The organism is Bordetella sp., assembly GCF_057362025.1.
In genome coordinates this window covers 126796-153507 of the sequence record NZ_JBMQQZ010000011.1, presented here as the reverse complement: position 1 = coordinate 153507, position 26712 = coordinate 126796, and the positions used below count along the sequence as shown (strand labels likewise).

Genomic DNA, 26712 nt, shown 5'->3' with positions numbered 1-26712 from the left:
TGAGCACTTGATTTCTTCGGCCCCATCCCGAACCCCGCACTTGCGTGCCAGTCCCGGACAGGTGCGCCGCCATCCATCAAGCGCCCACACTTATCGGTTGTTTAATTTTTAAAGAACAGGTGGGCTCGCTACCCCGGAGGTCTTGCAACCCCCGCTGACTTCGCCTGCCGCGTCGCTGGCATTGCTGCCCGGTGTTTCCACCCGGTGTTGCCACCGTTTCGCTTCGCGTCGCTTGCTGTGTCAGCAGCAGAGAAACGAGATTATGAAGACATTTTTTTGGGCTGTCAAATCAGCATCGCCGATTTGATTTGGAAAGATCCGAACTGCCCGTGATAGCCAGGGTTCATCCGCCAAAACCGAAGGAGAGAACCCGATCGCACTGCCTTGGCCACCCGAGACTTGGGCAACAAGGCCACACGCGTACAGCAAACACCTCTACAAACCCCAAAGAGCCCCCATCTCGTCACGGGAACTCCCGCCGGTCCAATGACGCAACCGGAGCCTTGCATCATAGCATGAAAGCGGCATATCCCGGCCTCGCTCGCCCCCGCTTTTCGTTGAATGCAGGCGTCCTCGGACTTGTCGCCGACATGACTCGCGCCACGTTGGAGCCCGTGCCCGTATGCGTTCGCGCCCCTGTCAGGGCTCCTTCCCGTCTCTGTCCGGCGTCGCCCTGCGCTACCAAGGTTCGCCCTGCGCTACAGCCGGCCCGCCGCTGCACCCCGGTTCGTCCTGCGCGACGAAGCCGCCCCGCATCACCCCGTTCCGCTGCCGCCTTTTATCGACCGCCCTTATCGCGCATCTCTTAATACCCTGCGAACACCCGGCGACGTATCACAGCGCCAGCTCCGTAATCTCCTTGATTTTCTGGAGCGCGAAGCTCGAACGCATATCGATTACCGCCGGATGCTGCATCAGGGTATCCATCGCAAAGCGGGAGAAGTGGGCAAGATCCTGTACCTGGATGCGCAACAGATAGTCCATATCTCCGGTCATGGCGTAACAGGCAGCGACTTCCGGCCATGCCTGCACATCGCGGGCAAAGTCGGCCATGGGAGCGTGGCTGGAGCCGCTGTGTTTGTTCAACCGGATCGTGACGTAGGCAACCAGGCCGAAGCCGACTTTTTCCGCGTCGACCACGGCGACGTAGCGGCGGATGTAGCCCTCTTCTTCCAGGCGCCGCACGCGGCGCAGGCACGGGCTGGGCGATAGCGAGACCCGGTCCGCCAGCTCCTGGTTTGTCAGCTTGCCGTCCCGCTGCAACTCCACCAAAATTTTGCGATCGGTCCTATCCAGGTCATCTCTTGGCATTATTCACCCTAAATCTGCACGACCGAAGCATTTTATTGCCTCAAATCCCTAGGATACCGCCATTTTCGCAATCGAATGCCGGACCATGTTTTCTACAATTTCCCGACCTTCTCCAACCCAGAACAGACAACCAGGGACGCACGTCATGACAGAAGCCTTCCGGCCATGGGACAACCCCATGGGAACCGCCGGTTTTGAATTCGTTGAATACGCCGCACCCGACCCCACCGCATTGCGCCGGGTGTTCGAGCAGCTAGGATTCAAGGCCATCGCGCGGCATCGCCACAAGGATGTGATCCTGTATCGCCAGGGCGGCGTCAATTTCCTGGTCAATGCCGAGCCAGACTCTTTTGCCCAGCGCTTCGCGCGACTGCACGGTCCGTCGATCTGCGCCATCGCGTTTCGCGTGCAGGATGCCGCGGCGGCCTATCGACGAGCCCTGGAATTGGGCGCCTGGGGCTTCGATTCGCACAGCGGGCCGATGGAATTGAACATTCCGGCGATCAAAGGCATAGGCGACTCCCTGATCTATCTGGTGGATCGTTGGCGCGGCAAGGAAGGCCACGGCGGCATCGGGGATATCAGCATTTATGACGTCGATTTCGAACCGATCGACGCCCGCACCGCGGAAAGCGACATGAACCACGCGGGCGCGGGACTGACGATGGTGGACCACCTTACCCATAACGTGCACAAGGGCCGCATGGCGGAATGGGCCGAATTCTACGAGCGCCTGTTCAATTTCCGCGAGGTGCGCTACTTCGACATCGAAGGCCAGGTCACGGGCGTCAAGTCCAAGGCCATGACCTCGCCCTGCGGCAATATCCGCATCCCGATCAATGAGGAAGGCACCGAACAGAAAGGACAGATCCAGGAATATCTGGACCTGTATCGCGGCGAAGGCATCCAGCACATCGCCATGAGCACAAACGATATCTATGCGACGGTGGAGGCGCTGCGGGCGGGCGGCGTCTCCTTTCTGGATACGCCACACACCTATTACGAACTGCTTGACCGGCGGCTTCCGGACCACGGCGAACAGACCGAGCGCCTGGCGAAGAACCGGATCCTGCTGGACGGCGCACCGGGCGGCGGCCTGTTGCTGCAGATTTTCACGGAGAACCAGATCGGCCCGATATTCTTCGAGATCATTCAACGCAAAGGCAACGAAGGCTTCGGCGAAGGCAACTTCAAGGCATTGTTCGAATCGATCGAGCTGGACCAGATGCGCCGCGGGGTATTGAAACCCGCCGACGACGCCGGCAACGGCTGACAAACGGCCAGGCATACCGGCCCATGCAGGCGCTGACCGCCCTGTCGTCCCGCAACGGCAGGACGCCATACGCCACCGTCCGTCTCGAACGGGCAGCCACGCCGGTCCGCCGAAGATCGGCAAAACCGCGTACACGGACGGGCTGGGCCCTCCCGGTTAGCGGCGAAGGCTCGTTTTGCGGGTTGTCTTGCCCCCGCCCGCTACACAGCGCAGCGCGGATGGCGGGAACAAGGTGTGAACACGCTCCATCGCGCAATGGCGCGCATCGCGCGCGCACTGATCAGGGGGTTTTCCGCGGCGGCGCCAGCGACAAAATCCAGCTGGCGATCTCGCGCGCCTCTGCCGGACTGACTTGGGGCTGCGCCGCCATCGAAAGCTTGCCCCAGCGGTAGCGGCCGCCGTTGCGGATGGAATCGGCCAGATAGCTTTCTGCGTCTGGCAGCCCGGCGTAACGTTGCGCGACGGCGGTGAACGGCGGCCCGACACGCGGACTATCGACCTGATGGCACCCCAGGCACACCTTGCTCTTTACGAGCGATTCCCCCACGGTTTGCGCATTGGCGCCCTGGACCGCCAGCAGCCCCAGCGCGGCGGCAGCCACGCAAGTCCATATCGAGTCAATCTTCAAATGCATCGGTCACGGCTCCGCGACTGGCGGTGCCGGCCAGCTTGCCGAACTTTGCCAGCACCCCACGCGTATAGCGGGGCCGTGGCGGTGTCCAGGCGTTGCGGCGGTCGGCCATTTCGTCGTCGCTGATGTTCAGTTGCAGCAATAGTCGGTGGGCATCGATGGTAACCGAATCGCCTTCGCGGATCAGCGCGATGGGACCGCCCACGAATGCTTCCGGCGCCACATGGCCGACCACCATGCCCCACGTACCGCCGGAAAATCGCCCGTCGGTAATCAAGCCTACGGTTTCGCCCAAGCCCTGGCCGACCAGCGCCGCCGTGGGCGCCAGCATTTCCCGCATGCCCGGGCCGCCCTTCGGCCCTTCGTAACGAATGACCACGACATCGCCGGCAATGATCGAGCGCGCCATGATGGCCGCCATGGCGTCGTCCTCGGAATCGAAGACCCGGGCGGGGCCGGTCATCACCGGGTTTTTCAGTCCCGTGATCTTCGCCACACATCCCTCCGGAGACAGGTTGCCCTTCAGGATGGCCAGGTGCCCCTGCGGGTACAGGGCGCTGTCGACGGCGCGGATCACGTCCTGTCCCGCGGGCGGCGTATCCGGCACATCGCGCAATGTTTCCTCGATGGTTTTTCCCGTGATGGTGGGGCAGTCGCCATGCAACAGGCCCGCGTTCAATAGCAATTTCATGACTTGAGGAATGCCGCCGGCACGGTGCAGGTCGGTAGCGACATAGCGGCCGGAGGGCTTCAGATCGCAGATGACCGGCACGCGCCGGCGTATGCGCTCGAAGTCATCGATGGACCACTCCACTTCGGCGGCATGCGCGATGGCGAGAAAATGCAGTACCGCGTTGGTGGAGCCGCCGGTAGCCATGATCACGGAGACGGCGTTCTCGATGGAGTGTCGTGTGATCAGATCCCTGGGACGGATCCCCAGGCGTACCGCTTGCACCAGCACCCGGGCCGATGCCGCGGCGGATTCGGTTTTTTCGGCATCCACGTTCGACATCGTGCTGGAGTACGGCAGGCTCAGGCCCATCGCCTCGAACGACGAACTCATCGTATTGGCCGTATACATGCCGCCGCACGAACCCGAACCCGGGACCGCGCAACGCTCGATTTGCTTGAAGTCGGTTTCGTCCATGCGGCCCATGGTGTATTCGCCCACGGCCTCGAACACCGATACGATGGTCAGATCCCGGCCCTGGTAATGGCCTGGCTTGATCGTACCGCCATAGACGTAGATGGCAGGCACGTTCATGCGCGCCATGGCAATCATGCCGCCCGGCATGTTCTTGTCGCAGCCGCCGATAACGACGACGCCGTCCATCCATTGGCCTTGGACGGCCGTCTCGATGCAATCGGCGATGACTTCGCGCGACACAAGCGAGTACTTCATTCCCTCGGTGCCCATGGACATGCCGTCCGAGATCGTCGGCGTACCAAAGGTTTGCGGATTCGCGCCGGCATCCCGGATGGCCTGCACCGCCGCATCGGCCAAGCCCTGCAGCCCGCTATTACAGGGCGTGATCGTGGAATGGCCGTTCGCCACGCCGATCATCGGATTGTCGAAGTCACTCTCGCGATAGCCCATCGCGTAGTACATGGCGCGATTCGGCGCGCGGGCGACACCTTGCGTAATATGCCGGGAACGTTCATTCGCTGCCATGATCTGACTCCTTGCCCGCGCGCGCGCCGGCACTGCGGCCCGCTCCGGGCCGGTTATGATCGGACACCTTGTTTTATACATCCAAGCCATGCTGCGCTATCCGCAATTCGACCCTATCGCCATCCGTATCGGGCCGCTGGCCGTCCATTGGTATGGACTCATGTACCTGCTGGGCTTCGGGTTGGTCTACCTGCTGGGCCGTTGGCGCATCGCCCACGGCAAGGTGGCGGGAGGATTCTCCGCGCGGGACTTGGAGGACCTGATCTTCTACAGCGTGATCGGCGTCGTCGCGGGCGGGCGGCTGGGTTATGTACTGTTCTACAAGCCGGGCTATTACTTCGCCCACCCCCTGGAGATCTTTTACCTCTGGGAAGGCGGGATGTCGTTCCATGGCGGCCTTCTGGGCGTCATCCTGGTCATGCTTTATTTCGCGCGCAAGCGCGGCGTGTCTTTCCTTACCGTCAGCGATTTCATCGCCCCGCTGATACCGCTGGCGCTGGCGATGGGGCGCCTGGGCAATTTCATCAACGGCGAACTATGGGGCCGTCCAACCGACGTCCCGTGGGCCATGGTCTTTCCGCAGAGCGGCGACGGCATTCCGCGCCATCCCTCGCAGCTCTATGAGCTGGGCCTGGAAGGCATCACCCTGTTCATCCTGATGTGGTGGTTCGCCCGCAAGCCGAGGCCCACGGGACAGGTCAGCGCCCTTTTCCTGATCGGCTACGGAACCTTCCGTTTCCTGGTGGAATTCACGCGGGAACCCGACAACTTCCTGGGTCTGCTTGCCGGTGGGCTCAGCATGGGCCAGTGGCTGTCGATCCCCATGGTAGTCGTGGGTGTCCTGATGTTCCTCTTTACTGCAAAACGATCGTCCCGTTGACATCGACGCTGACGGTAACCATGTCGGCTTGCAGCGGAACATCGGCCGCGGGTGCGGGAGCCGACGCGCCCTTGGCCATGGCCATATAGGCACGTGGCGCAACGGCGCCCATGCCGCCGAGCTGTATCTTCTGGAGGCGATAGCCGCTGAAACCGAACGCGGATGCCGCGGCCAGGGCGCGATCGCGGAAAGCCTGGGCCGCCTGGTTCAGCAATTTGCGCTCGACGGCTTCGCGCGCCTTGCGCGACAAAGTGAAGTTGATGTTCGATATGGCGCTCTTGTCGCCCATTTTGGTCGCCAGCGAAGATGCCGCGTCGAAGTTGGTGGACTCCAGGATGATGGAGCCCTCGCCCTGCCAGCCGACCAGCTTGCCTTTGTTGTTCATGTTCGGCCACACACGATAAGTGCCGGTGTGGGCGCTGACATCGGGATTGCCCTTGGCGATCTTCATCAACTCGTCGAGCAACGCGTTCAATTTCTTTCCGGCAGATGCTTGGTCGGCCGCCTCTGCCTGGGCGCTGACGGTGATCTGCACGGTGTCCTGCCGGACCTCTTCCGTCGCCGCCGCCTGCAACGTCAGCAGAGGGCCGACCTCGGCTTTGTCCGCGCCCTCATGCGTCGGTGCGCCAGCGTTCGCCTCCGTGCCCGCGGACTGCGCGAGGACGGCCGGCGCGACGCACACGGCAGCTAGCGCCATGGCGCCTCGCGCCATGAAATGAGCAAGGGAACTGGACAGTACGCGAACGGACATGTATTGGAACCTATGAAGAGAGATAGGGATGGGGTTGGCGGCACTCCGGGGCGTGACAGCCTCGGGCATGCCTGAGCACCGGCGAGATCGCCAGAGTGTAGGCCATGTGCCTGGCCCGGAGAAGGGAATGAAAAACATGGAAACGATCGCGGCACGGCGGGTAACGGCGGCGAATGGCGGCTAACGGCGGCGCCGTTTTGGGTCGCTTGCGTGCGGCGATGGACGAAGGCTTTGCCGATGTGCCGCGGGCCTGCAAAAGCAGGCCCGCGATGTAAATGCCCCGCCTGTGCCGTCAGGACCGGCATCTCGAACCCTGAGGTTCAAGGTGGTCGCGATCGGAGGGGCGTCGGGTTCGTCTAACAGAGAGACGATCACACCAGCCCCCACATTCACGCAACCTGTATGCCATAAAGCATAGGTTCAGAGAATGTATGGTCCAGTCTCGAACACGGCAGGGACAAACCGAAAAACCGTCGACGAAACAATCGTCGATGAATCAGCGATGCGAACAAGGTGTAGTGAGCGATTGCGGGAGGCCCCGCGGAATCCTGTGGGGAAATCCCAGAGGACGCACGACTACAGCAATTTTTCCTGCCCCGAGAGAGCGTCGTCCAGCATCGAATTCATGTCTTCAATTCTACGCTTGAAGTCGCCAACCGCCAACCCGCCAAGCGGGCCGTCGGGAGCTTTCATCGATAGCAGCTCGCCTGCGATCTGCAATGCGGCCATGACCGCGATGCGTTCGTTGCTGGAGACCTTGCCCGTGCCCTGTATGCGCTGCATGAGCTGATCGACATGGCGCACGGCAGCCACCAGGGTGGGCTTTTCGTCCACGGAACACGCGAGCGAATACTCACGCCCAAGGATATTGACGTCTAGGCGTTCCATGCTTACTGGTGCTCCTCGACCGGCGCACCCGGCAGGCGCGCCAGAACGGCATCGATGCGTTCACGCGCGGCCACGGCGGCCACACGCAAGCGCTGCAGATCGGTTTCGCGCGCGTTCATTCGCGTTTGCCATGCGGTTTCCTGCGCGGCGAGCTGGCTTTCCAGTGCCTGGCGCTGGTCTACATGCTTTTCGAGTTCGGCACGCAGCCTGGCTTCGGCCTCTTCGGACTGCGCCAGTTTCGAGGCGAGTTCGCTGTCGTGTGTCTGCAGGCGCTCCTGCAAAGCCTGCAGGCGCGCGTCCGCTTCATCGCAGCGTTCGCGAAGTTTGCGCGATTCCTGGTCAGCCTGGGCCAGGCGGGATCGCAAGGCATCCCGTTCGCTATGAAGCTGACGGGTGCGCTGCACCAGTTGCCCTATGCGGGCAGCGAGTTGGTCGAGGTCTTGCAACATGGGCGCTATCGTAAACCATTCGCAGCGCACCTACATGGTCATATGCACCATGTGATACCTGGCAATATTTCGGTAGAAGTGCCGGCTACCGGCCAACGGCTTCGTAAACGATCGAACGCGTCGCGCGGGTTTCGCGCCGGCGACTTTGGCGGATTCCCGTCGCCAGCGCGTGATTCCGACGCATGGTGTCACGGCAGTCGCGGCGATCGCTACCCCGCTTGGATCGCCGGCCCGCTCGGGTAGCCGCCACCGCGCCGTTGATCGCCGCCCCCGCCTGTCGTCCCGGGGACACCTTTCCAGCCACAAGCCGCTGCGGCTCCGCGGCGACCGATGTGTCGTTGCCGCGCCACGGCCCGGATTGCGGCTTTCCCTTCTCTTTCTAATAACTTTCAAAAAGCTTTCATTCGCCTGCCGACGAGTCGACTTTGTTACGACTCAGGTACCTGACAGGTTCATTTCTAGGGAAAACCATAGGCATTCAGCCAAATTACAGGGTTTCATCCCTCCATGGGCTCCATTACCATGCAGCCATTCGCAGACCTGTGAGTTTACTTTCATCAAGCAAACTCGAACCTGAAGCGAAGCAAACGGCTACCTGAACGTTTTTTTATCACATGCTGTATTAGGAGCAGACAATCATGCAGCTACGCAACAAACAGGACTTCTGGTCCGGGGTGATGTTCATCGCCCTTGGGCTGGGATTCGCCGTGAAGGCGACCAGCTACCAGATGGGTACCGCTGCACGCATGGGCCCGGGATACTTTCCCTTCTGGCTCGGTATCGTGCTGGCCCTGCTGGGCGCGATCGTCCTGATCGGCTCGCTGTCGGCCAAGGCCACCGAGACCCACATAGACCGCTTCGACTGGCGCATCGCATTCCTGGTGCTCGGGTCAGTGGTGCTTTACGGCTTCGTGCTGAAATTCCTGGGCGTCTATATCTCTGTTTTCCTGCTGGTGGTCATCAGCAGCCTGGCCAGCCACGAGTTCAATTGGAAAGTGGCCGCGGCCAACGGTGTCTTCCTGGTGATATTCGTCTACCTGGCCTTCATCAAGGGCCTGGGTCTGATCTTCCCGCTTTGGCCGTCCTTCATTGGCGCGAACTAAGGAGTAAACGGCCATGGAATTATTTGAACACCTGATGCTGGGCTTTTCCGTCGCGATTTCGCCGGAAAACCTGGCTTATGCCCTGCTGGGCTGCCTGCTGGGCACCCTGATCGGCGTGCTGCCGGGGATCGGCCCCGTGCCGACCATCGCCATGCTGCTGCCCATCACCTACGTCCTGCCACCGGTGGCGGGCCTGATCATGCTGGCCGGTATCTACTACGGCGCGCAGTATGGCGGCTCGACGACGGCCATCCTGGTGGCACTGCCCGGCGAAACTTCGGCAGTGGTCACTGTGCTGGACGGTCACCAGATGGCACGCAACGGACGCGCCGGCGCCGCCCTGGCGATTGCCGCGCTCGGGTCCTTTTTCGCGGGCTGCGTGGCAACCATGCTGCTGGCCGCCTTCGCGCCCCCGCTGGCCGAAGTCGCCTTCAAGTTCGGCCCGGCGGAGTACTTCTCGCTGATGGTGCTGGGCCTGGTCGGCGCGGTCGTGCTGGCTTCCGGTTCGCTGCCCAAGGCCATCGCGATGATCCTGCTGGGCTTGCTGCTGGGCATGGTCGGCACCGATGTGAACTCCGGCGTGGCGCGCTATGACTTCGGAATCCCGGAACTGCAGGACGGCATCGACTTCGCCATCGTCGCCATGGGCGTGTTCGGCTTCGCCGAGATCATGACCAACCTGGAGCAGAAGGAAAACCGCGTCGACATCACCGACAAGATCGGCAGCCTGTACCCGAACAAAACCGAGTTCAAGGAAGCCTATCCCGCGGTCCTGCGTGGCACGGCGCTGGGTTCGGCACTGGGCATTCTTCCCGGCGGCGGCGCGGTGCTGTCCTCGTTCGCGTCCTACACGCTGGAAAAGAAGATCTCGCGCCAACCGAAGCGTTTCGGCAAAGGGCATCCCGCTGGCCTGGCCGGACCGGAATCGGCCAACAACGCCGCCGCGCAGACGTCCTTCATCCCCCTGCTGACGCTGGGCATTCCCGGCAACGCGGTGATGGCGCTGATGGTCGGCGCGATGACCATCCACAACATCCAGCCCGGCCCGCAGGTCATGAGCAGCCACCCCGAGCTGTTCTGGGGCCTGATCGCCTCGATGTGGATCGGCAACCTGATGCTCGTGGTTTTGAACCTTCCGCTGATCGGCCTGTGGGTCAAGCTGCTGAAGGTGCCCTATCGCGTGCTGTTCCCCGCCATTCTGGTGTTCTGCACGATCGGCGTGTATTCCTTGAACTACAACACCTTCGACATCTTCACGACGGCATGCTTCGGGGTGATCGGATATGTCTGGTCCAAGCTCAAGTGCGAAGGCGCGCCGCTGCTGCTGGGCCTGGTGCTGGGACCGATGATGGAAGAAAACTTCCGCCGGGCGCTGCTGCTTTCGCGTGGCGACTTCGGGACCTTCGTCACGCGCCCCTTGTCGGCCAGCCTGCTCGCCGCGGCGATCGCCCTGGTGATCATCGTGGCCCTGCCCTCCATCCGCAAGAAACGCGACGAAACCTTCGTCGAAGAAGGCTGATGACCGCCTCGACGCCCCCCCTGCGGGGCGTCCTGGCAAAAAAAGCGCCCCACGCGGGCGCTTTTTTTGCGTCCAATTATTCCGGCGCCGTTGACGTTCGCCGCAGAACGGCCGCTTCCCGCCTGAGCCGGAAAGCTCGCCGCCGCCCGTGGGCATTGCTTCCGGGTGGACGGGAGTGCCTTTGGCGGCCGCGGTTTTTCCGGAGATTCCGGCCCTCGCGCGCGCCCGCGCGCGGGGGTTCGGCAGCATGCTCGGATGGCATGGTGCAGTGCACACAATCTCTTACGTTAAAGTAGGGGTTTACCCCGTCCTGAATGTCGCTCCCGCTCCCTATGACTTTTGATTGGCAGAATCCCTACAGGACTGCGCGCGCGCCCGTGTTCGCCCGTAATGTCGTCGCGACCTCGCAGCCGCTGGCCGCGCAGGCAGGGCTGCGCGTCCTTGCCGCCGGCGGCAACGCCGTGGACGCCGCTATCGCGGCCGCGGCCACGCTTACCTTGACCGAGCCCGTCAGCAACGGGCTGGGATCCGACTGCTTCGCGATCGTTTGGGATGGTTCGCGCCTGCATGGCCTGAATGCGTCCGGCCCGGCACCCGCAGCGTGGAATCCCGATTATTTCAAGCGCAAGCACAACGGGGCCATTCCCATGCGGGGCTGGGACAGCGTGACTGTGCCCGGGTGCGTCGCGGGCTGGGGCGCGCTGCACGAGAGGCTGGGATCGATGTCCTTCGAGGACATCCTCGCACCGGCGATCGACTATGCGGAGCGCGGCTTCGCCGTCTCGCCCATCGTGCAGCAGAAGTGGGCAGCCCAGGCGGACGTGCTGCAATCGCAGCCCGGCTTCGCCGAACACTTCCTGCCGCGCGGGCGCGCGCCGTCGGTCGGCGAGCACTTCGTGCTGAAGGGGGCGGCCAGCACGCTGCGACGCATCGCGGCGACGGGTGGACGCGATTTCTATGAAGGGGAGACGGCGCACAAGCTGGTGGCACATGCGCAGGCGCACGATGCCGGCATGACCCTGGCCGACCTGCGCGACCACCGGCCGGAGTGGGTAACCCCGCTGGGACAGAACTATCGCGGTTATACCTTGCACCAGATTCCGCCCAACGGCCAGGGTATCGCCGCCCTGATCGCCTTGGGGATCCTGGAAAATTTCGACGTCGCCGCGCGGCCCGTGGACCATCCGGATACGCAGCATTTGCTGATCGAGGCCATGAAACTGGCCTTCGCCGATGTCTACGCGCATGTGGGCGATGCGCGGCATATGTACGTGTCGCCGGAACAGATGCTGGCCCCGGACTACCTGGCGGCGCGTGCCCGGCTGATCGATATGCGGCGCGCGAAGCTGTTCACGACGGGACATGCGCCGACGGGCGGCACGATCTACCTGACGACGGCCGACCGCAACGGCATGATGGTCAGCTTCATCCAGTCCAACTACATGGGCTTCGGTTCGGGCGTGGTCGTTCCCGGCACGGGCGTCAGCCTGCAGAACCGCGGCCACGGCTTCACGCTGGAGCCCGGCCATCCCAACCTGGTGGGCGGCGGCAAGCGCCCCTTCCATACGATCATCCCCGGGTTCCTGATGAAGGAAGGCGCACCGGTCATGAGTTTTGGCGTGATGGGTGGCAATATGCAGCCACAGGGGCATTTGCAAACGCTGGTGCGCATGCTGGATTTCGGCCAGCAGCCGCAGGCGGCCTGTGACGCGCCGCGCTGGAAATGGAATCACGGCATCTCGATCGATGTCGAATCGGAAATGCCCCCGCAGGTCCTGGACGCGCTACGCGCGCGCGGGCACCTGCTGGAAGGCCTGGAGGACCCCTATATGGACTTCGGCTCCGGGCAATTTATCTGGCGCCTGGGCGATCCTGCCGTAGACGGCTACGTCGCCGCGAGCGATAGCCGCCGCGACGGCCTGGCGGCGGGATTCTAAACAGTATTCGTTCGATAAACCCTCTGCAACCGGAGATCTGCATGGCTTCCATCGGCAGTAAGACCTACGACGCGACATCACCGAAAAAAGTGGCTTTCCTTGGCCTGGGCGTCATGGGATTTCCCATGGCGGGACACCTGGCACGCGCCGGGCATCAGGTGACGGTCTATAACCGTACCGAAGCCAAGGCGCGCGAATGGGCAGGCGAATTCGGCGGCAAAACCGCCGCGACGCCACGCCAGGCGGCGGCCGGCGCCGAGATCGTGTTTTGCTGCGTCGGCAACGATGACGATCTGCGCAGTGTCGTATTGGGCGATGACGGCGCCTTCGCCGGCATGGACAAGGACGCCGTGTTCGTCGATCACACCACCGCTTCGGCACGGGTGGCGCGCGAACTCCATGGCGAAGCCCAGGGGCTGGGACTGCACTTCATCGACGCGCCCGTATCCGGCGGGCAGGCTGGGGCCGTCAACGGTGTGCTCACCGTGATGTGCGGCGGCGAGCCGGAGGTCTTCGACCGCATCAAGCCGGTGGCGCAGGTGTTCGGCCGTGCCGTGACGCTGGTGGGTACCCCGGGCGCCGGCCAATTGGCGAAGATGGTCAACCAGATCTGTATCGCTGGACTGGTGCAGGGCCTGTCCGAGGGTATCGCGTTCGGGCAGGCAGCCGGCCTGGACATGAAACTGGTGCTGGACGTCATCAGCAAAGGCGCGGCACAAAGCTGGCAGATGGAGAACCGCGGTTCGACGATGGTCGACGACAAGTTCGATTTTGGCTTCGCCGTGAATTGGATGCGCAAGGACCTGAGCCTGGTGCTGGAGGAAGCCCGCGCCAACGGCGCCCGCGTGCCGGTTACGGCGCTGGTCGATCAGTTCTACGCCGACGTCCAGAAGATGGGTGGCGGGCGCTGGGATACGTCCAGCCTGGTCAAGCGCTTGCGCGACTAGCCCCGGCGGGCTCGATCGCCCGCGGCCCCGCCCGTGCCTCAATAGCCGCGCTGCGGGGCCACGACGCCCGAGATCGGCTCGCCACGCGCGAGCCGACGTATTTTTGCGGCGATCTGGCTGATGGCTTCCGCGCGCAGAGTGCTGGCGGCGATGTGCGGCGTGACATGTACGCGGGGATGCGCCCAGAACGGATGCCCGGCGGGGAGCGGCTCCACATCGAACACGTCCAGGGTCGCGCCATCGATCTTGCCCTCGTCCAGCAAGGCAAGCAGATCGGGCTCGTTGAGGTGGCCGCCACGGCCGACATTGATCAGGTGCGCGCCAGGCAGCAACTGCGACAGGAATTGACGATCCAGGATGCCGGTGGTCTCCGGCGTCAGCGGCAGGACGTTGACCAGCACGCGGGTACGGCGCAGGAACTCCGGCAACTGTTCCGCGCCGGCGTAGGTCTGGATGCCCTCGACCGAGCGAGGCGACCGCGACCAGCCCAGCACCGGGTAATCGAACGCGGCGATCGCTTGCGCGACACGGCCGCCCATTTCGCCCAGCCCAAGCACCCCCACGGGCCATTGCTCGCGCCGCAGCCCGGGCTGCGGCGCCCAGCGCGACGCAGCTTGATCGTCTTCGTATCGTCCGAAGCCGCGCGCGGCGCGCAGCAAAGCAAATAGCGCGTATTCCGCCATCTGCACCGCCATGCCCGCGTCCTCCAGGCGCACGATCTGGACATGCGCGGGCAGGTTCATCTGCAGCAATGCATCCACGCCGGCCCCCAGGTTGAACAGGGCCTTCAGGCGGGTTTCATGTTCGATCAGCGCCGCCGGCGGCTTCCACACCAGGGCGACATCGGCCCCCGAAGGCGGTCCGGCGGGATCCCATACCGAAATCTTGCAATCCGGCAATTCGGCCGTCAGGCCCGGCAGCCAATCCGCGGGGTTGTTGTGAGGACAGGCGAAGAGTACGTGCATGGCGGGCAATGAGGATTGGTAAAGGTTGAAACCTTAGCATGCAGCGCCGCCGGGGAGCGATGGGCCACGCGCGGGGACTATCGGCGCGGAAAGGAAAAACCGCCGCGCCCTTGCGGGACACGGCGGCTTCGACGACTCGCCGTAACGGGATCAGGCGGTCTTGGGCAGCATAGGCTTGCCGCGCTTCTTCAGCTTCTTGCGCGCATGGGCGACGAGCTGCACCACGATCAACAGCGTGGAGATGCCGACGAACCACGCGCTGATGGGCCGTTGCACGAACACCATCATGTCGCCGCGAGACAGCAGCAGCGCGCGCCGGAAGTTCTCTTCCACCATGGGCCCGAGCACGAAGCCCAGCAGGATGGGAGCAACCGAAAAGTCGAGCAGCATGAAGATCGCGCCGATGACCCCGAAGGCCAGCGCTTCCCAGATCTGGAACAGGCTGTTCTGGGTGCTGAACACGCCCACTGCGATGAAGAACAGCGCCGACGGGAACAGATAGCGGTAAGGCACTTGCAGCAGCTTGACCCAGATACCGATAAGCGGCACGTTCAGGATGACCAGCAGCACGTTGCCGACCCAGAAGCTGGCGATCAGGCCCCAGAAAATGTCCGGGTGCTCCGTGATCAGCTGCGGACCCGGCTGAATGCCCTGGATCAACAGGCCGCCCAGGATCAGCGCCATCACTGCGTCGCCCGGGATACCCAGGCTCATGGTGGGGATGAAGTCCACCTGGGTCTTGGAGTGCGATGCGGCTTCCGGCGATGCCACGCCGGCCAGCATGCCGGTACCGAAGCGTTCCGGCGTCTTGGAGATCTTGCGCTCCAGTGCGTAGGCAATGAAGGTCGTAATGGTCGGCCCCGTCCCCGGCATGGCGCCGAACACCGTGCCCACGAGCGTACCGCGCACCAGGGGCAGGAAGGACTGCTTGAGCTCCTTGGCCGACGGACGCATATCGCGCAGGCGCAGCTTCGTGCCCGTGCCGATGATCGCCATGCGGTTGACGCTCATCAGGAAGTCGGCGACGCCGAACAGGCCCATGGCAATGGCAACCAGCTCCAGGCCATCGGACAGATCCAGGATGCCGAACGACAGGCGGATGGTGCCGGTGTTCACGTCAGTACCGACCACGCCGCACAGCAGACCGAACAGCGTCATGCAAATGCCTTTCAACGGCGACCCGCGCGACATCGTCGAACCGGCGATCAGGCCCAGCAGCATGATGGAGAAGATCTCGGTCGGACCGAACTTGAATGCGATTTCCACCAGCAGCGGCGAGAAGAAGATCATTACCAGGATGCCGACCGACGCCGCGAAGAACGACGCGATCATGGTAATGCCCAATGCCGTGCCGCCCTTGCCCTGCTTGGTCAGCGGATAGCCGTCCAGACACGTCACCGCATGCGGCGGATGAGAGGGCAGGTTGAGCAGGATGGCGCCGATGGCACCGCCGTACTGCGAGCCGTAGAAGATGCCCGCCAGCATCATGATCGCGGGAACCGGATGCATGACGTAGGTCAGCGGCAGCAGAATGGAAATGGCCGACAGCGCGCCCATGCCGGGCAGCACGCCGATGAGGTTACCCACCAGCACGCCGAAGAACGACCACATCAGGTTATGGGGTTCGAACGCGACGCCAAAACCGTACCAAAGGTCAACAAGTGCTTGATGCATGGCGTATCAACCCCACTGGAACAGCGGCAACTGCAATTGCAGCGCCCACCAGAACACGACCACGGCGATAACCACCATGCCCAAGGAAAGGATCAAGGCTTGCTTCACCGTGTTCTTGCGATCGCCCAGCGCCGAGATGAACGTGATGGCGAACGTGGCCGGCAGCAAACCGCCGTACTGGCCCAGGCCGATGAAGGCCAGGATACCGACGATGATGCAGATGGCACCGCGCATGTCGGGCATGCCCGTCGGATGCGACGAAGGTACGTGCGTGCCGTCTTCTTCCTTGTCTTTTGCTCCGGTCTTTGCGCCGATGGCGATCAAGATCCCCGTGAAAGCCAGCAACCCCCCTACCGCTGCCGGGAAGAACCCGGGTCCCATATGGCTAAGTGAACCGATCTGGTAATTCAGACCGCCGTATATCGACCCCAGGCCGATCAGGACCATCAGCGCTCCGCCGTAGTAGTCCTTGTTGTATTTTTTCAGTGTTTCCACTGCATTCCTCCGTGTACTAGGCTTACACCAGCCTTTATAGGAAGTACTCAGGGTGAGCACGTCCCTCTCACAAAGCACCGTGAGCCTGGAGGGCAGAATAAGGACGAAAGCTGCTAATCCGCTTTCTTTAGACTGTCTGGTTCCTGAATCCCAGGGTTATCCCCTAACAGGGGAATCCATAGGATGGCGCATAGTCCCACCCCGCCCTGGGGGTTGGTTTCACCATCGGCCAGGACGATATCGCCGCCGTTGCGACGGGCGTAGGCCTGCGCGATGGCCAGCCCCAGCCCCGATCCGGAAGTGGGCGCGCCGCCCGCCTCTACGCCGGCGCGATCGAAGCGCGCGAAAGCGCGCGCGCGCAGGGCCGGGTTGAGTCCCGGGCCGTTATCGGACACCCGTACTTCCACACGGGTATCGCCCCGCACGACCGATACGGTGATGCGTGCCCCGCGGGGCGCGTAGTTCACCGCATTGTGGACCAGGTTGGCGATGGCCTCGTGCAGTTCCACCTCGGAACCGGCCACGGGAGCCGCCGGGCCTGTCAGGCCGCTTTCATCGGCGTCGCCGCGCGCGTCGCTCCAGCCCAGGTCCTGCTGCTTTTCGTGCGCGAGCGGCAAATATTGCAGTACGACCTCGCGCGCCACATCGTTCAGGTCCAGTACGCGATGCGGCGATTCCCCCCCCTGGCTCGCGTGCGCGAGTTGCAGCAGCTGTTCGGTCAGGCGGCGGGTGCGTCCGAGCTGCGCGACGATCGCGCGCAGGCCGTCGCGTATCAAGGCAGGGTCCCGTTCCCGCAAGGCGTATTGCGCCTGGGTGGACATGATGGCCAGCGGCGTGCGCAACTGGTGCGAGGCATCGTCGAGAAACCGCGACTGCTCGTCCAGCATGTGCCGGTGCCGCGCGATGTGATGATTGACCGCCTCGACCAGGGGGGCGACTTCGGAAGGCACCCGCCAGGCGTCCAGCGGCGTCAGGTCATCGGCCGAGCGCGCGCGGATGTCGTTGCGCAGCCTGGCCAGGGGGCGCAATGCCCAGGCCACGCCCCACCAGACCATCAAGACCACCAGGGCAAGCATGCGGCCGTCGCGCAGCAGCTCTTTGCGCCGGGCGGCGTCTTCGGCCTCGATGCGCTTGCCGGTGCTTTCGCCCACCAGGATAAGCACCTGCCGGTGCGTGCCGTGGTAATAGAGATCGCGCACCAGCGCCACCATCCGTACCGGATCGTTGCGGTAGGCGCCGTCGTAGAACATCGGCTGCCCGTCGCTGTGCGGCCAGATGGGCGGACGCGGGATATCCGGCATACCCAGCAGCGCCACGCCGGGCGCGCCGGGCGCCTGCCCGGAGGGCAAGGGCGGATCGATTTCCTCGATGCGGAAGTATTTGCGCAGGCCGGTGCGCGATTCCAGCATGACCTGAGCATATAGCGGGGTCACGACCTGCAAGGTGCCGTCCGGGGTGAACTCGATACTGCTTTCCAGTACCCGGGCCGGCTCCAGCAGCGCGCTATCGTAAGCATCGTTGGTGATGTCCGCCAGCGTCTGGTAATCGTTATAGCTGTCGATGACCAGCAGCGCGATCACGCCCGGCAGAAGAAGCGTAATAAGCAGCGCGCGTATGCCGACCCGCGCATACCACGGGCGTCCGGGAGCCCGCTGCGTCGGCGCCTGTCGCGGCGTGGAGTGTGCGGCCACGGTCAGTGCGCGGTTTCAGGAAGGAGCGCCAAGCCCTAGGCATCCGCCGATTGGGATTCGCTGGCCACGCTTTCGAGCATATAGCCCAGCCCGCGCACGGTAACGATCCGGATATCGCTGCCTGCAAGTTTCTTGCGCAGGCGATGCAGGACGACCTCGATGGCGTCGGGATTCGCTTCGCTGTCGTGATTGAACACTTTGCCGAACAGCTGCGATTTGTCCACGGGATAGCCGCTGCGGGTCAAAAGCGCCGCCAACGCGGCATGTTCGCGCGGCGTCAGGAACAACAGCGAGCCGTCCAGCGTGAAGGCCCTGCTTTCGCTGTCGTAGGACAGCGAGCCGCATTGCAGGCGCGGATGCTGCCGCCCCCGGCTGCGACGCACCAGCGCGGTCAGCCGCGCTTCCAGCTCTTCGAGCGCGAAGGGCTTGGTCAGGAAGTCGTCGGCCCCCAGGTTCAGGCCCCGCACCCGGTCCTGCAAGGCCCCCTGCGCCGTCAACACCAATACCGGCGTTCGATCGTCGCGGTTGCGCATCTCGCGCAGCACGACCAGGCCGTGCTTGTCCGGCAGACGGAGGTCCATCACGATGGCGTCGTATTCCGTTCCCGCCATGAAGGCTTCGGCCGTGCGCGCGTCCGGCGCATGGTCCGGCACGAAACCGCTTTGGGCCAGTGCGCGCACCAGCCAGGACGCCATGTCCCTTTCGTCTTCAACCAGCAATATGCGCATGGCCCTCGGGCCCTCCAGCCAGATTCTCGGCAGCGCGCTGCCCGTGCACCCGTTGGCGCAGGTAGCGTGTTTCGTGGTGCCGCCTGAACAGGATAGCCGAGAGCTCGTTCAAGGCCTGCGTGTACACGTCCCGCTTGAATTCGATGACGGCGTCGAGCGGGACCCAGTATTGGCTCCAGCGCCAGGCGTCGAACTCCGGGTGCTGCGTGGCGCGCAGGCAGACGTCGCTGTCGCGCCCGACCAGCCTGAGCAGGAACCAGATCTGCTTCTGGCCCTTGTAATGGCCACGCCATTCCCTCCGGACGAAATGGTCCGGGACGTTGTAGCGCAGCCAATCGCGTGTGCGCCCCAAAATGCGGACATGCTCGGGCTTCAAGCCCACTTCTTCATGGAGTTCGCGATACATCGCCTGCACCGGGCTTTCGCCGTACTTGATTCCGCCCTGTGGAAACTGCCAGGCGTGCTCCCGGATTCGCTTGCCCCAAAAGACCTCGTTTTTCGTGTTGACGAGAATGATGCCGACATTGGGACGGTAGCCTTCGCGGTCCAGCATGGGCCACCCCCACCAAATTCAATACAATTACGTCTGATTATACGTACCTGCCGCCTCCTGGAAACCATGCGCGCCTCCAACTATCACATCAATACACTCAAAGAAGCGCCCGCCGAGGCCGAAATCGTCAGCCACCAGTTGATGACCCGTGCCGGCATGATCCGCAAGCTCGCCGGGGGGATCTATACGTACATGCCCCTGGGCCTGCGGGTCATCCGCAAAATCGAGAAGATCGTCCGGGAAGAAATGAACGCGGCCGGCGCCATCGAGCTGCTGATGCCGGTCGTGCAGCCGGCGGAGCTCTGGCAGGAATCCGGACGGTGGGTCCAGTACGGACAGGAACTCCTGCGCTTCAAGGACCGCCATGACCGGGACTTCGTGCTGCAACCCACCTCGGAAGAGGTGATCACCGACATCGCCCGCAACGAAATCCATAGCTGGCGCCAGCTGCCGCTGAACTTCTATCACATACAGACCAAGTTCCGGGATGAACGGCGTCCCCGATTCGGCCTGATGCGCGGGCGCGAGTTCACGATGAAGGACGCGTACTCCTTCGACCGCGACGAAGCCGGCGCCCTGCGCAGCTATGACGCGATGTACGACGCCTATATGCGGATTTTCCGCCGGCTGGGGCTGGAATTCCGCGCGGTCGCGGCCGACACCGGCTCGATCGGCGGCACGCGCAGCCATGAATTCCAGGTGATCGCGGACACCGGGGAAGACCTGATCGTCTACAACCCGGAAACGCAATACGCGGCGAATATCGAGCTGGCGGAGGCCGCCGCGCTGATCGCCGAACGGCAGGCGCCGGCACGCGCCCTGGAAGCCGTGCCGACGCCCGGCGCGGCCAAATGCGAAGACGTGGCGACCCAGCTGGGCATCCCGCTGGAAGCCACCGTCAAATCCATCGTCCTGGCCACGGATCCTGAGCCGGGCCAGGTGCGCGTCTGGCTACTGCTGCTGCGCGGCGACCATGTCCTGAACGAGATCAAGACGGCCAAGGTCGCGGGCCTGGACCGAGGCTACCGCTTTGCCACGGAAGGGGAAATCGTCGCGCATTTCGGCTGCAAGCCCGGCTATCTTGGCCCCATCGGCACGCAACTTCCCGTGACCGTGATTGCCGACCGCACCGTCGCGAACATGGGTAATTTCGTCTGCGGCGCCAATCGCGAGGGCTACCATTACGTGGGCGCCAATTGGGTCCGCGACCTGCCCGAACCAGCCCAGGTGGCCGATCTGCGCGATGTGGTGGCGGGCGATCCGGCGCCGGATGGCAAGGGCACCCTGGTCATCCAGCGCGGCATCGAAGTCGGCCACGTGTTCTACCTGGGCACCAAGTATTCCTCCGCGCTGAAGGCCACCTACCTGGACGAGACGGGCAAGCCCGCCACCCTGGAAATGGGATGCTACGGCATCGGCATCACCCGCATCGCCGCGGCCGCCATCGAGCAGAACCACGACGCCCGCGGCATCGTCTGGCCGCGCGCGCTGGCGCCCTTCGAGGTCGTGATCTGCCCCGTCGGATGGGCAAAAAGTGAAACTGTTCGTAACACAGCTGAATCGCTCTATACCGCGCTGCGCGAGCGTGGCATCGACGTAATCCTGGACGACCGCGATGCGCGTCCGGGCGTGATGTTCGCTGAATGGGAGCTGATAGGCGCCCCCTTGCGCGTAACAGTTGGAGAGCGCGGACTGAAGGACGGTGTGATCGAATTGCAGGCCCGCCGTGAAGCCAGCGCCAGTACGGTGCCGGCCGACCAGGCGCTGGAGCAAGTGCTGGCCAAGCTGGAAACCCTTTGATCTCCCCGTTGTCCCCGTATCTTCCGCCGGAATCGACGCTGGACGTCCGTGTCTATTACGAAGACACGGACGCCGGCGGGATCGTTTTCTACGCCAACTATCTGAAATTCATGGAACGCGGCCGGACCGAATGGCTGCGCGCGCTGGGTTTCGACCAATCCAGGCTGGCTCGCGAATCCGGCCATCTGTTCGTGGTCGCCGGCCTGGACATGTCCTACCGGAAACCGGCCCGCCTGGACGACGTGCTTACCATACGCTCGCGTGTAACACGAGTACGCCGGGCTTCGATACACTTCGCGCAGCGGGCGGAGCGCAGCGGGGAACTGCTGGCCGAGGGCAACATCCAAGTGTGCTGCGTGGATGCGAACAGCCTGAGGCCGGCGGAGCTGCCTCCGGAATTGCGCGCACTACTCGAATCTATTCAGGGATAAAAATGCAAGTCTCCAACGACCTGTCGTTGTTCGCACTGATCGCGCATGCGAGCGTGCCGGTCCAACTGATCATGCTTTTGCTCCTGGGCATTTCGATCATGTCCTGGACCTATATCTTCGCGAAGCGCTACGCCATCAAGCGCGCGCATCAGCAAACGCGCCGCTTCGAAGACGACTTCTGGTCGGGAGGGGACCTGTCCATGCTGCAGCAGGCGGTGGCCAACCGCCGCGCCGAACAAGGCGCGCTGGCCCGCATCTTCGATGCCGGCATGACCGAATTCCTGAAAGCGCGTCGGGCCGCGGCCAACGATGCCAACGCCGTCCTGGACGGCGCACGGCGCGCCATGCGGGCGGCCTACCAGCGCGAGATGGACGCGCTGGAATCCCACCTGAACTTCCTGGCGTCGGCTGGCTCCGTCAGCCCGTACATCGGCCTGCTCGGAACCGTATGGGGGATCATGCATGCCTTCATCGGCCTGTCGAACATGCAGCAGGCCACGCTGGCCTCCGTGGCGCCGGGCATCGCGGAAGCCCTGATCGCCACCGCCATCGGCCTGTTCGCGGCGATTCCCGCGGTCGTGGCCTACAACCGTTTCACCAACGACATCGATCGCCTGTCCATCCGGTTCGACAGCTTCGTCGATGAATTCCTGAACATCCTGCAACGACAGGTGCGCTGATGCCCTCGGTACGCTCGAGCGGCCGTACCGGCCGCCGCATGAAGGCCGACATCAACGTCGTGCCGTACATCGACGTGATGCTGGTGCTGCTGGTGATTTTCATGGTGACCGCGCCCCTGATCACGCCCGGACTGATCAACCTGCCCTCGGTCGGCCAGGCGTCCGACGTGCCGGTCAAGCCGCTGGAAGTGCAGATCTCGCAGAACGGCGATATCGCGCTGCGCATGCGCGAACCGGGCGCGACCCCGGAAAACATCGGCCGTTCGGAATTGGTCAGCCAGGTGCGTTCGCGCATTACCGCGGACACACCGGTCGTCATCGCCGCCGACGGCAAGGTGCCTTACGAATCGGTCGTGAAGGTCATGGACGAATTACGCACAAATGGCGTCACGCGGCTGGGGCTGCTGGTCGACCAGCAATCCTCCACCGGGGCCGCCGCCGCTGCAGCCGGCCAGCCGCAGCGTCCCGCGCCGGCGACGCCCAAACGCTGATCCGCGCCCTACCCATTCGACTCAATGACGCCACCTCTCATCAAGCACTCCGGCCGAGCTCCGGAAGCCCCGCCCCCGCAGGACAATCGGAAAGCATTCGGCTTTGCCGTGGCCGTCCACCTGATCCTGGTGCTGGTCCTGGTGCTGGGCGTAAATTGGCGCACCGAAAACCCGGGGCCGGTGCAGGTACAGCTGTGGGCCAATGGCGACTCCCCGGTATCGCCGCCGCCGACGCCGCAGCCTGAACCCACGCCGCAGCCGCAGCCCACACCAGAACCGCAGCCCGCACCGCCGCCCCCGCAACCCGCGCCACCGCCGCCCCCGCCGCAGCCGCAGCCGCAGGCCCAACCGCAGGACACGCCGGATCCGGAGATCGCCCTCGAAGCGGCGCGCAAGAAGAAGGAACAGGAAGAAAAAGACCGCCAGGCAGCAGCGGCCGAACAGGCGCGCCTGGAGAAGGAACGCCAGCAGGCCGCGCTGGAAGAAAAGCAACGCCTGGAAAAACAACGTCAGGACGCCGAAAAGGCGGCGGCAGCGAAGGCGGCGGCCGACAAGGCCGCTGCCGACAAGGCCGCCGCGGAAAAGGCTGCTGCGGAAAAAGCGGCCGCCGACAAGGCGGCTGCCCAGAAAGCCGCCGCGGACAAAGCCGCCGCGGAAAAAGCGGCCGCCGACAAGAAGGCCAAGGACGACGCGGCCAAGAAGGCAGCGGCGGAGAAACCCGCCGCTGAGAAGGCCGCTGCCGAGAAGGCCGCTGCCGAGAAAGCCGCCGCGGAAAAGGCGGCCGCCGAAAAAGCCGCCGCGGCCAAGAAGGCCGCCGCCGATCGTGCCTTGAAAGAAGCCTTCCGCAACGACGCGCTGGGTGCGGCCGGGATTCCCGGCGGCACGGCGGACCGCAACCAGGCAGGCGGCGGACGCGACGATGGTTACGGCGCCAAGGTCCGCGCGTGCATCCAGCCGGGCGTGTCTTACCCGACACCTCCGCGCGCCGGCTCCGCCAACCCGACGGTGCAATACCGGGTACAGTTACGTTCGGACGGCAGCGTATCCGCGGTAACCCTGACTTCGTCGTCGGGCAACGCCGGCTTCGACCGCGCCGTGGAAACCGGCATCCGGCGCTGCAACCCCTTCCCGAAACCTTCGACCGGGCGGTACGAGCCGTTGATCGACGTTATTTACCGCATGTATGACTGACAGGAGATTGCTTACCATGACTCCAGCTTATCGCCGATCCCCGATCCGGACTGCGCTGAGGACCTACGGTTTCGGCCTGTTGGTGTTGCTGGCCATCCTGCTGGCCGCACGGCCTGCCCACGCCCAGCTGCGCGTAGACATTTCCGGTACGGGCGCCACCCAGTACCCTGTGGCCATCGCCGATTTCGCCGGCGATACCACGCGCGGACACGCCCTGGCGGAGGTCATCCGCGCCGACCTGAACCGCACCGGCCAATTCCGCCTGATCGACGGCTCCAACGCCGGCCTGACGGTGGACAGCGGCGTCAACTATGACGATTGGCGCGGCAAGGGCGCGGATTTCCTGGCCTATGGCAGCATCAGCCAGACGCCCGACGGCCGCTACGACATCCGCTACCGTCTGGCCGACACGGTCAAGCGGGGCCAGCTGGACGGCGTCGCGTTTTCAGGTTCCGAACAGGAACTACGCCGCATCGCCCACCAGATCGCCGACCGCATCTACGAGAAAATTACGGGTGTGCGCGGCGTATTTTCGACCCGCATCGCCTATGTCCTGAAGCAGGGCAATACCTATGAGCTTCAGGTGGCGGACGCGGACGGACAGAATCCGCAGGTCGCCCTGCGGTCGCGCGAACCGATCATTTCGCCGCGCTGGTCTCCGGACGGTTCGCGCCTGGCCTATGTGAGCTTCGAATCCGGCAAGCCGGTGGTGTATGTCCATACCCTGGCCACCAGCGCCCGGGTGCCCGTGGCCAACTACAAAGGCAACAACAGCGCACCCGCCTGGTCTCCGGACGGCAGCATGCTGGCAGTGGTGCTGACCCGCGACGGGCTGTCGCAGATTTACACCATCAGCGCGGATGGTTCCAACCTGCGCCGGGTTACCCGTTCGCCCGGCATCGACACCGAACCGATGTTTACGCCGGACGGCCGGTCCATCATTTTCACCAGCGACCGCAGCGGCGGCCCGCAGATTTACCAGGTGGGATTGGGAGGCGGCGAGCCCCGCAGGCTGACGTTTAACGGTAGTTACAACGTCTCACCCCGTATTTCGCCCGATGGTTCGACCCTCGTGTACGTTGCAAGACGCGACGGCGCATTTCGCATCGCTTCGCTAAATCTATCCAGCGGGAACGAAACTTTGCTGACTAATGGCAACGATGACCAATCTCCCAGTTTTGCACCGAATGGAATGCAAGTACTATACGCGGCTATCCAGGGCGGACGTAATGTTCTCGCAGTGGTATCGAGCGATGGCCGTGTGCGCCAAACGCTGTCGGTACTGAATGGACAGATCAACGAACCGACTTGGGGCCCATTTACCCGCTAACACGTGTGACTCACTTACCAAACAAAGGAACCATCATGAAGTCGCGCATTGCCAAAAGCCTAACCGTTGCAGCGCTCGTCGCAACTCTAGCCGCTTGCAGCTCCGTCCCGCTCGATGACAAGGCAGGACAGGGATCTGGCACGGCGGGCACCGCCGGCGGCGGCGCGGGTCCGGTCATGGACCCGTTCAACCCGAGCAGCCCCCTTGCTCAACAGAAAAGCGTCTTCTTCGATTTCGACAGCTACACCGTCAGCGATCAGTACAAGTCCCTGGTGCAGATGCACTCGGGCTACCTGACCAGCCATGGTACGCAGAAGGTCCAGATCCAGGGCAACACCGACCCGCGCGGTAGCTCCGAGTACAACCTGGCCCTGGGTACGCGCCGCGGCAACGCCGTCGCTGACCTGATGAAGCTGAATGGCGTCAATGCCTCGCAAATCGAAGTCACGAGCTTCGGCAAGGAACACGCCACCGGTACGGACGAATCCAGCTGGGCGCAGGACCGCCGCGCGGATATCGTCTACCAGCGTTAATCCGAACGGCTGACAACAGCTGATCTCTTGCCTTGCAACATGCGTCGGGACGGTCGAAGGGCCGCCCGGCGCATGTTTTTATCTTGACCCAGGAATTCTCATGAACGATCGAGCCCCGTCTTTGCGTATCCTGGTGGTGGCCGCCGGCATCGCCTTCGCCGCCCTCTCCTCACCCGCCCATGCCTTCGCTGACGACGACGCCCGCAAGGCGATCCTGGAGCTGCGCCAGCAAATCCAGCAGATGCGGCAGATCGGTGAGAACTCCCGCATGCAGTTGGCGGACCAAATCCAGTCGCTGCAGCAGCAGGTGACCGAGCTGCGCAACCAGATCGAACAAGCCATGCATCAGTCGGTGCCGCGCGCGCCGGCCAATGGCACCCAATCCGATACGGGCGGCGCGACCGCCGGCGATCCCCAGGAACAGTCCACCTACGACGGCGCCATCGACCTTTTCCGCAAAGGACAGTACAAGGAAGCCGCCGATGGGCTGACCGCCTTCCTCGCCCTGTATCCCAACAGCCAGCTGTCGCCCACGGCGCAGTTCTACCTGGGCAGCAGCAAGTACGCGACCAAGGATTACAAGGGCGCCATCGACCAGCTGCAGAACATGGTCAAGAGCGCGCCGGACAATCCGCGTGCGCCCGATGCGCTGCTGGTCATCGCCGGCAGCCAGATCGAAATGAACAACCGCGCGGGCGCCAAGGCGACACTGCAGCGGATCGTCAAGGACTATCCCGGCACGCCCGCCGCGGACACCGCCAAGAACCGCCTGCAACTGCTGCAATAGCG

26 protein-coding genes and 1 other RNA gene are annotated in these 26712 nt (G+C 63.7%); 14 read left to right on the top strand and 13 right to left on the bottom strand.

The window, feature by feature from the left end; genetic code table 11:
- Positions 1-834: 834 nt before the first annotated feature.
- A complete protein-coding gene (locus ACO1P8_RS04175) occupies positions 835-1311 on the bottom strand; it encodes an Lrp/AsnC family transcriptional regulator (RefSeq protein ID WP_486294654.1) in 477 nt (158 codons plus the stop codon).
- 145 nt (positions 1312-1456) lie between these two features.
- On the opposite strand from ACO1P8_RS04175, the gene hppD reads away from it, so the two are divergent.
- Positions 1457-2584: a 4-hydroxyphenylpyruvate dioxygenase gene (hppD, locus tag ACO1P8_RS04170; protein ID WP_486294653.1), complete on the top strand. Its 1128-nt coding sequence runs from the start codon at positions 1457-1459 to the stop codon at positions 2582-2584.
- 280 nt (positions 2585-2864) lie between these two features.
- Here hppD and ACO1P8_RS04165 read toward each other — a convergent pair whose 3' ends face one another.
- Both ACO1P8_RS04165 and ilvD read right to left on the bottom strand, forming a co-directional pair.
- The gene (locus ACO1P8_RS04165) at positions 2865-3218 is read right to left on the bottom strand and encodes a c-type cytochrome (RefSeq protein WP_486294652.1); all 354 of its coding nucleotides are present in this window, start codon (positions 3216-3218) and stop codon (positions 2865-2867) included.
- Positions 3202-4887, bottom strand: a complete 1686-nt coding sequence (ilvD, locus tag ACO1P8_RS04160) for a dihydroxy-acid dehydratase (RefSeq protein WP_486294651.1) — start codon at positions 4885-4887, stop codon at positions 3202-3204. The genes ACO1P8_RS04165 and ilvD overlap by 17 nt, the downstream gene beginning before the upstream one ends.
- An 88-nt stretch (positions 4888-4975) precedes the next feature.
- On the opposite strand from ilvD, the gene lgt reads away from it, so the two are divergent.
- Positions 4976-5767, top strand: coding sequence for a prolipoprotein diacylglyceryl transferase (lgt, locus tag ACO1P8_RS04155; protein ID WP_486294650.1), 792 nt, complete (start codon positions 4976-4978; stop codon positions 5765-5767).
- Here lgt and ACO1P8_RS04150 read toward each other — a convergent pair.
- The 4 genes from ACO1P8_RS04150 to ACO1P8_RS04135 all read right to left on the bottom strand — a co-directional run bounded on the left by ACO1P8_RS04150 (position 5742) and on the right by ACO1P8_RS04135 (position 7855).
- A complete protein-coding gene (locus ACO1P8_RS04150; protein ID WP_486294649.1) occupies positions 5742-6518 on the bottom strand; it encodes an SIMPL domain-containing protein in 777 nt (258 codons plus the stop codon). The genes lgt and ACO1P8_RS04150 overlap by 26 nt on opposite strands.
- Before the next feature lie 273 nt (positions 6519-6791).
- A non-coding RNA gene (ssrS, locus tag ACO1P8_RS04145) (6S RNA) lies at positions 6792-6979 on the bottom strand.
- 115 nt (positions 6980-7094) lie between these two features.
- Positions 7095-7406 carry a cell division protein ZapA gene (locus ACO1P8_RS04140; protein WP_486294648.1) on the bottom strand — a complete coding sequence of 104 codons (312 nt, stop codon included), beginning with the start codon at positions 7404-7406 and terminating at the stop codon, positions 7095-7097.
- Between the two features lie 2 nt (positions 7407-7408).
- The gene (locus tag ACO1P8_RS04135; protein WP_486294647.1) at positions 7409-7855 is read right to left on the bottom strand and encodes a hypothetical protein; all 447 of its coding nucleotides are present in this window, start codon (positions 7853-7855) and stop codon (positions 7409-7411) included.
- 638 nt (positions 7856-8493) lie between these two features.
- On the opposite strand from ACO1P8_RS04135, the gene ACO1P8_RS04130 reads away from it, so the two are divergent.
- The 4 genes from ACO1P8_RS04130 to ACO1P8_RS04115 all read left to right on the top strand — a co-directional run bounded on the left by ACO1P8_RS04130 (position 8494) and on the right by ACO1P8_RS04115 (position 13361).
- A complete protein-coding gene (locus ACO1P8_RS04130; protein ID WP_486294646.1) occupies positions 8494-8958 on the top strand; it encodes a tripartite tricarboxylate transporter TctB family protein in 465 nt (154 codons plus the stop codon).
- A 13-nt stretch (positions 8959-8971) separates the two neighbouring features.
- On the top strand, positions 8972-10477 hold the full coding sequence (locus ACO1P8_RS04125; protein WP_486294645.1) for a tripartite tricarboxylate transporter permease: 1506 nt from the start codon (positions 8972-8974) through the stop codon (positions 10475-10477).
- Between the two features lie 332 nt (positions 10478-10809).
- The gene (locus tag ACO1P8_RS04120; protein ID WP_486294644.1) at positions 10810-12414 is read left to right on the top strand and encodes a gamma-glutamyltransferase family protein; all 1605 of its coding nucleotides are present in this window, start codon (positions 10810-10812) and stop codon (positions 12412-12414) included.
- 41 nt (positions 12415-12455) lie between these two features.
- The gene (locus ACO1P8_RS04115) at positions 12456-13361 is read left to right on the top strand and encodes an NAD(P)-dependent oxidoreductase (RefSeq protein WP_486294643.1); all 906 of its coding nucleotides are present in this window, start codon (positions 12456-12458) and stop codon (positions 13359-13361) included.
- A gap of 38 nt (positions 13362-13399) precedes the next feature.
- Here the strand turns inward: ACO1P8_RS04115 and ACO1P8_RS04110 are convergent, their stop codons facing one another.
- The 6 genes from ACO1P8_RS04110 to ACO1P8_RS04085 form a co-directional block, all read right to left on the bottom strand.
- Complete coding sequence (locus ACO1P8_RS04110) at positions 13400-14326, bottom strand: 2-hydroxyacid dehydrogenase (protein ID WP_486294642.1); 927 nt, start codon at positions 14324-14326, stop codon at positions 13400-13402.
- A gap of 150 nt (positions 14327-14476) precedes the next feature.
- The gene (locus ACO1P8_RS04105; RefSeq protein WP_486294641.1) at positions 14477-16000 is read right to left on the bottom strand and encodes a tripartite tricarboxylate transporter permease; all 1524 of its coding nucleotides are present in this window, start codon (positions 15998-16000) and stop codon (positions 14477-14479) included.
- 6 nt (positions 16001-16006) lie between these two features.
- Positions 16007-16447 (bottom strand): tripartite tricarboxylate transporter TctB family protein, encoded by a 441-nt coding sequence (locus tag ACO1P8_RS04100; protein ID WP_486294660.1) that lies wholly within the window; start codon positions 16445-16447, stop codon positions 16007-16009.
- 161 nt (positions 16448-16608) lie between these two features.
- A complete protein-coding gene (locus tag ACO1P8_RS04095; RefSeq protein WP_486294659.1) occupies positions 16609-18111 on the bottom strand; it encodes a sensor histidine kinase in 1503 nt (500 codons plus the stop codon).
- A gap of 110 nt (positions 18112-18221) precedes the next feature.
- On the bottom strand, positions 18222-18914 hold the full coding sequence (locus ACO1P8_RS04090) for a response regulator (RefSeq protein ID WP_094843593.1): 693 nt from the start codon (positions 18912-18914) through the stop codon (positions 18222-18224).
- Positions 18895-19467 carry an RNA pyrophosphohydrolase gene (locus ACO1P8_RS04085; RefSeq protein ID WP_094843594.1) on the bottom strand — a complete coding sequence of 191 codons (573 nt, stop codon included), beginning with the start codon at positions 19465-19467 and terminating at the stop codon, positions 18895-18897. Before ACO1P8_RS04085 ends, ACO1P8_RS04090 begins: the two co-directional genes overlap by 20 nt.
- A gap of 66 nt (positions 19468-19533) precedes the next feature.
- On the opposite strand from ACO1P8_RS04085, the gene ACO1P8_RS04080 reads away from it, so the two are divergent.
- The 8 genes from ACO1P8_RS04080 to ybgF all read left to right on the top strand — a co-directional run bounded on the left by ACO1P8_RS04080 (position 19534) and on the right by ybgF (position 26710).
- The gene (locus ACO1P8_RS04080) at positions 19534-21267 is read left to right on the top strand and encodes a proline--tRNA ligase (protein WP_486294640.1); all 1734 of its coding nucleotides are present in this window, start codon (positions 19534-19536) and stop codon (positions 21265-21267) included.
- Positions 21267-21698: a tol-pal system-associated acyl-CoA thioesterase gene (gene ybgC / locus ACO1P8_RS04075; protein WP_486294658.1), complete on the top strand. Its 432-nt coding sequence runs from the start codon at positions 21267-21269 to the stop codon at positions 21696-21698. The genes ACO1P8_RS04080 and ybgC overlap by 1 nt, the downstream gene beginning before the upstream one ends.
- A gap of 2 nt (positions 21699-21700) precedes the next feature.
- Entirely contained in the window at positions 21701-22378 is a 678-nt protein-coding gene (tolQ, locus tag ACO1P8_RS04070; RefSeq protein ID WP_094843596.1) for a protein TolQ, read from the top strand.
- On the top strand, positions 22378-22869 hold the full coding sequence (locus ACO1P8_RS04065; RefSeq protein ID WP_486294639.1) for an ExbD/TolR family protein: 492 nt from the start codon (positions 22378-22380) through the stop codon (positions 22867-22869). The genes tolQ and ACO1P8_RS04065 overlap by 1 nt, the downstream gene beginning before the upstream one ends.
- Before the next feature lie 24 nt (positions 22870-22893).
- Positions 22894-24060 (top strand): cell envelope integrity protein TolA, encoded by a 1167-nt coding sequence (gene tolA / locus ACO1P8_RS04060; protein WP_486294638.1) that lies wholly within the window; start codon positions 22894-22896, stop codon positions 24058-24060.
- Between the two features lie 16 nt (positions 24061-24076).
- Entirely contained in the window at positions 24077-25390 is a 1314-nt protein-coding gene (gene tolB / locus ACO1P8_RS04055; protein WP_486294637.1) for a Tol-Pal system beta propeller repeat protein TolB, read from the top strand.
- A 35-nt stretch (positions 25391-25425) separates the two neighbouring features.
- On the top strand, positions 25426-25923 hold the full coding sequence (locus ACO1P8_RS04050) for an OmpA family protein (RefSeq protein WP_094843600.1): 498 nt from the start codon (positions 25426-25428) through the stop codon (positions 25921-25923).
- A 100-nt stretch (positions 25924-26023) separates the two neighbouring features.
- Positions 26024-26710 carry a tol-pal system protein YbgF gene (ybgF, locus tag ACO1P8_RS04045; protein WP_486294636.1) on the top strand — a complete coding sequence of 229 codons (687 nt, stop codon included), beginning with the start codon at positions 26024-26026 and terminating at the stop codon, positions 26708-26710.
- Positions 26711-26712 lie beyond the last annotated feature (2 nt).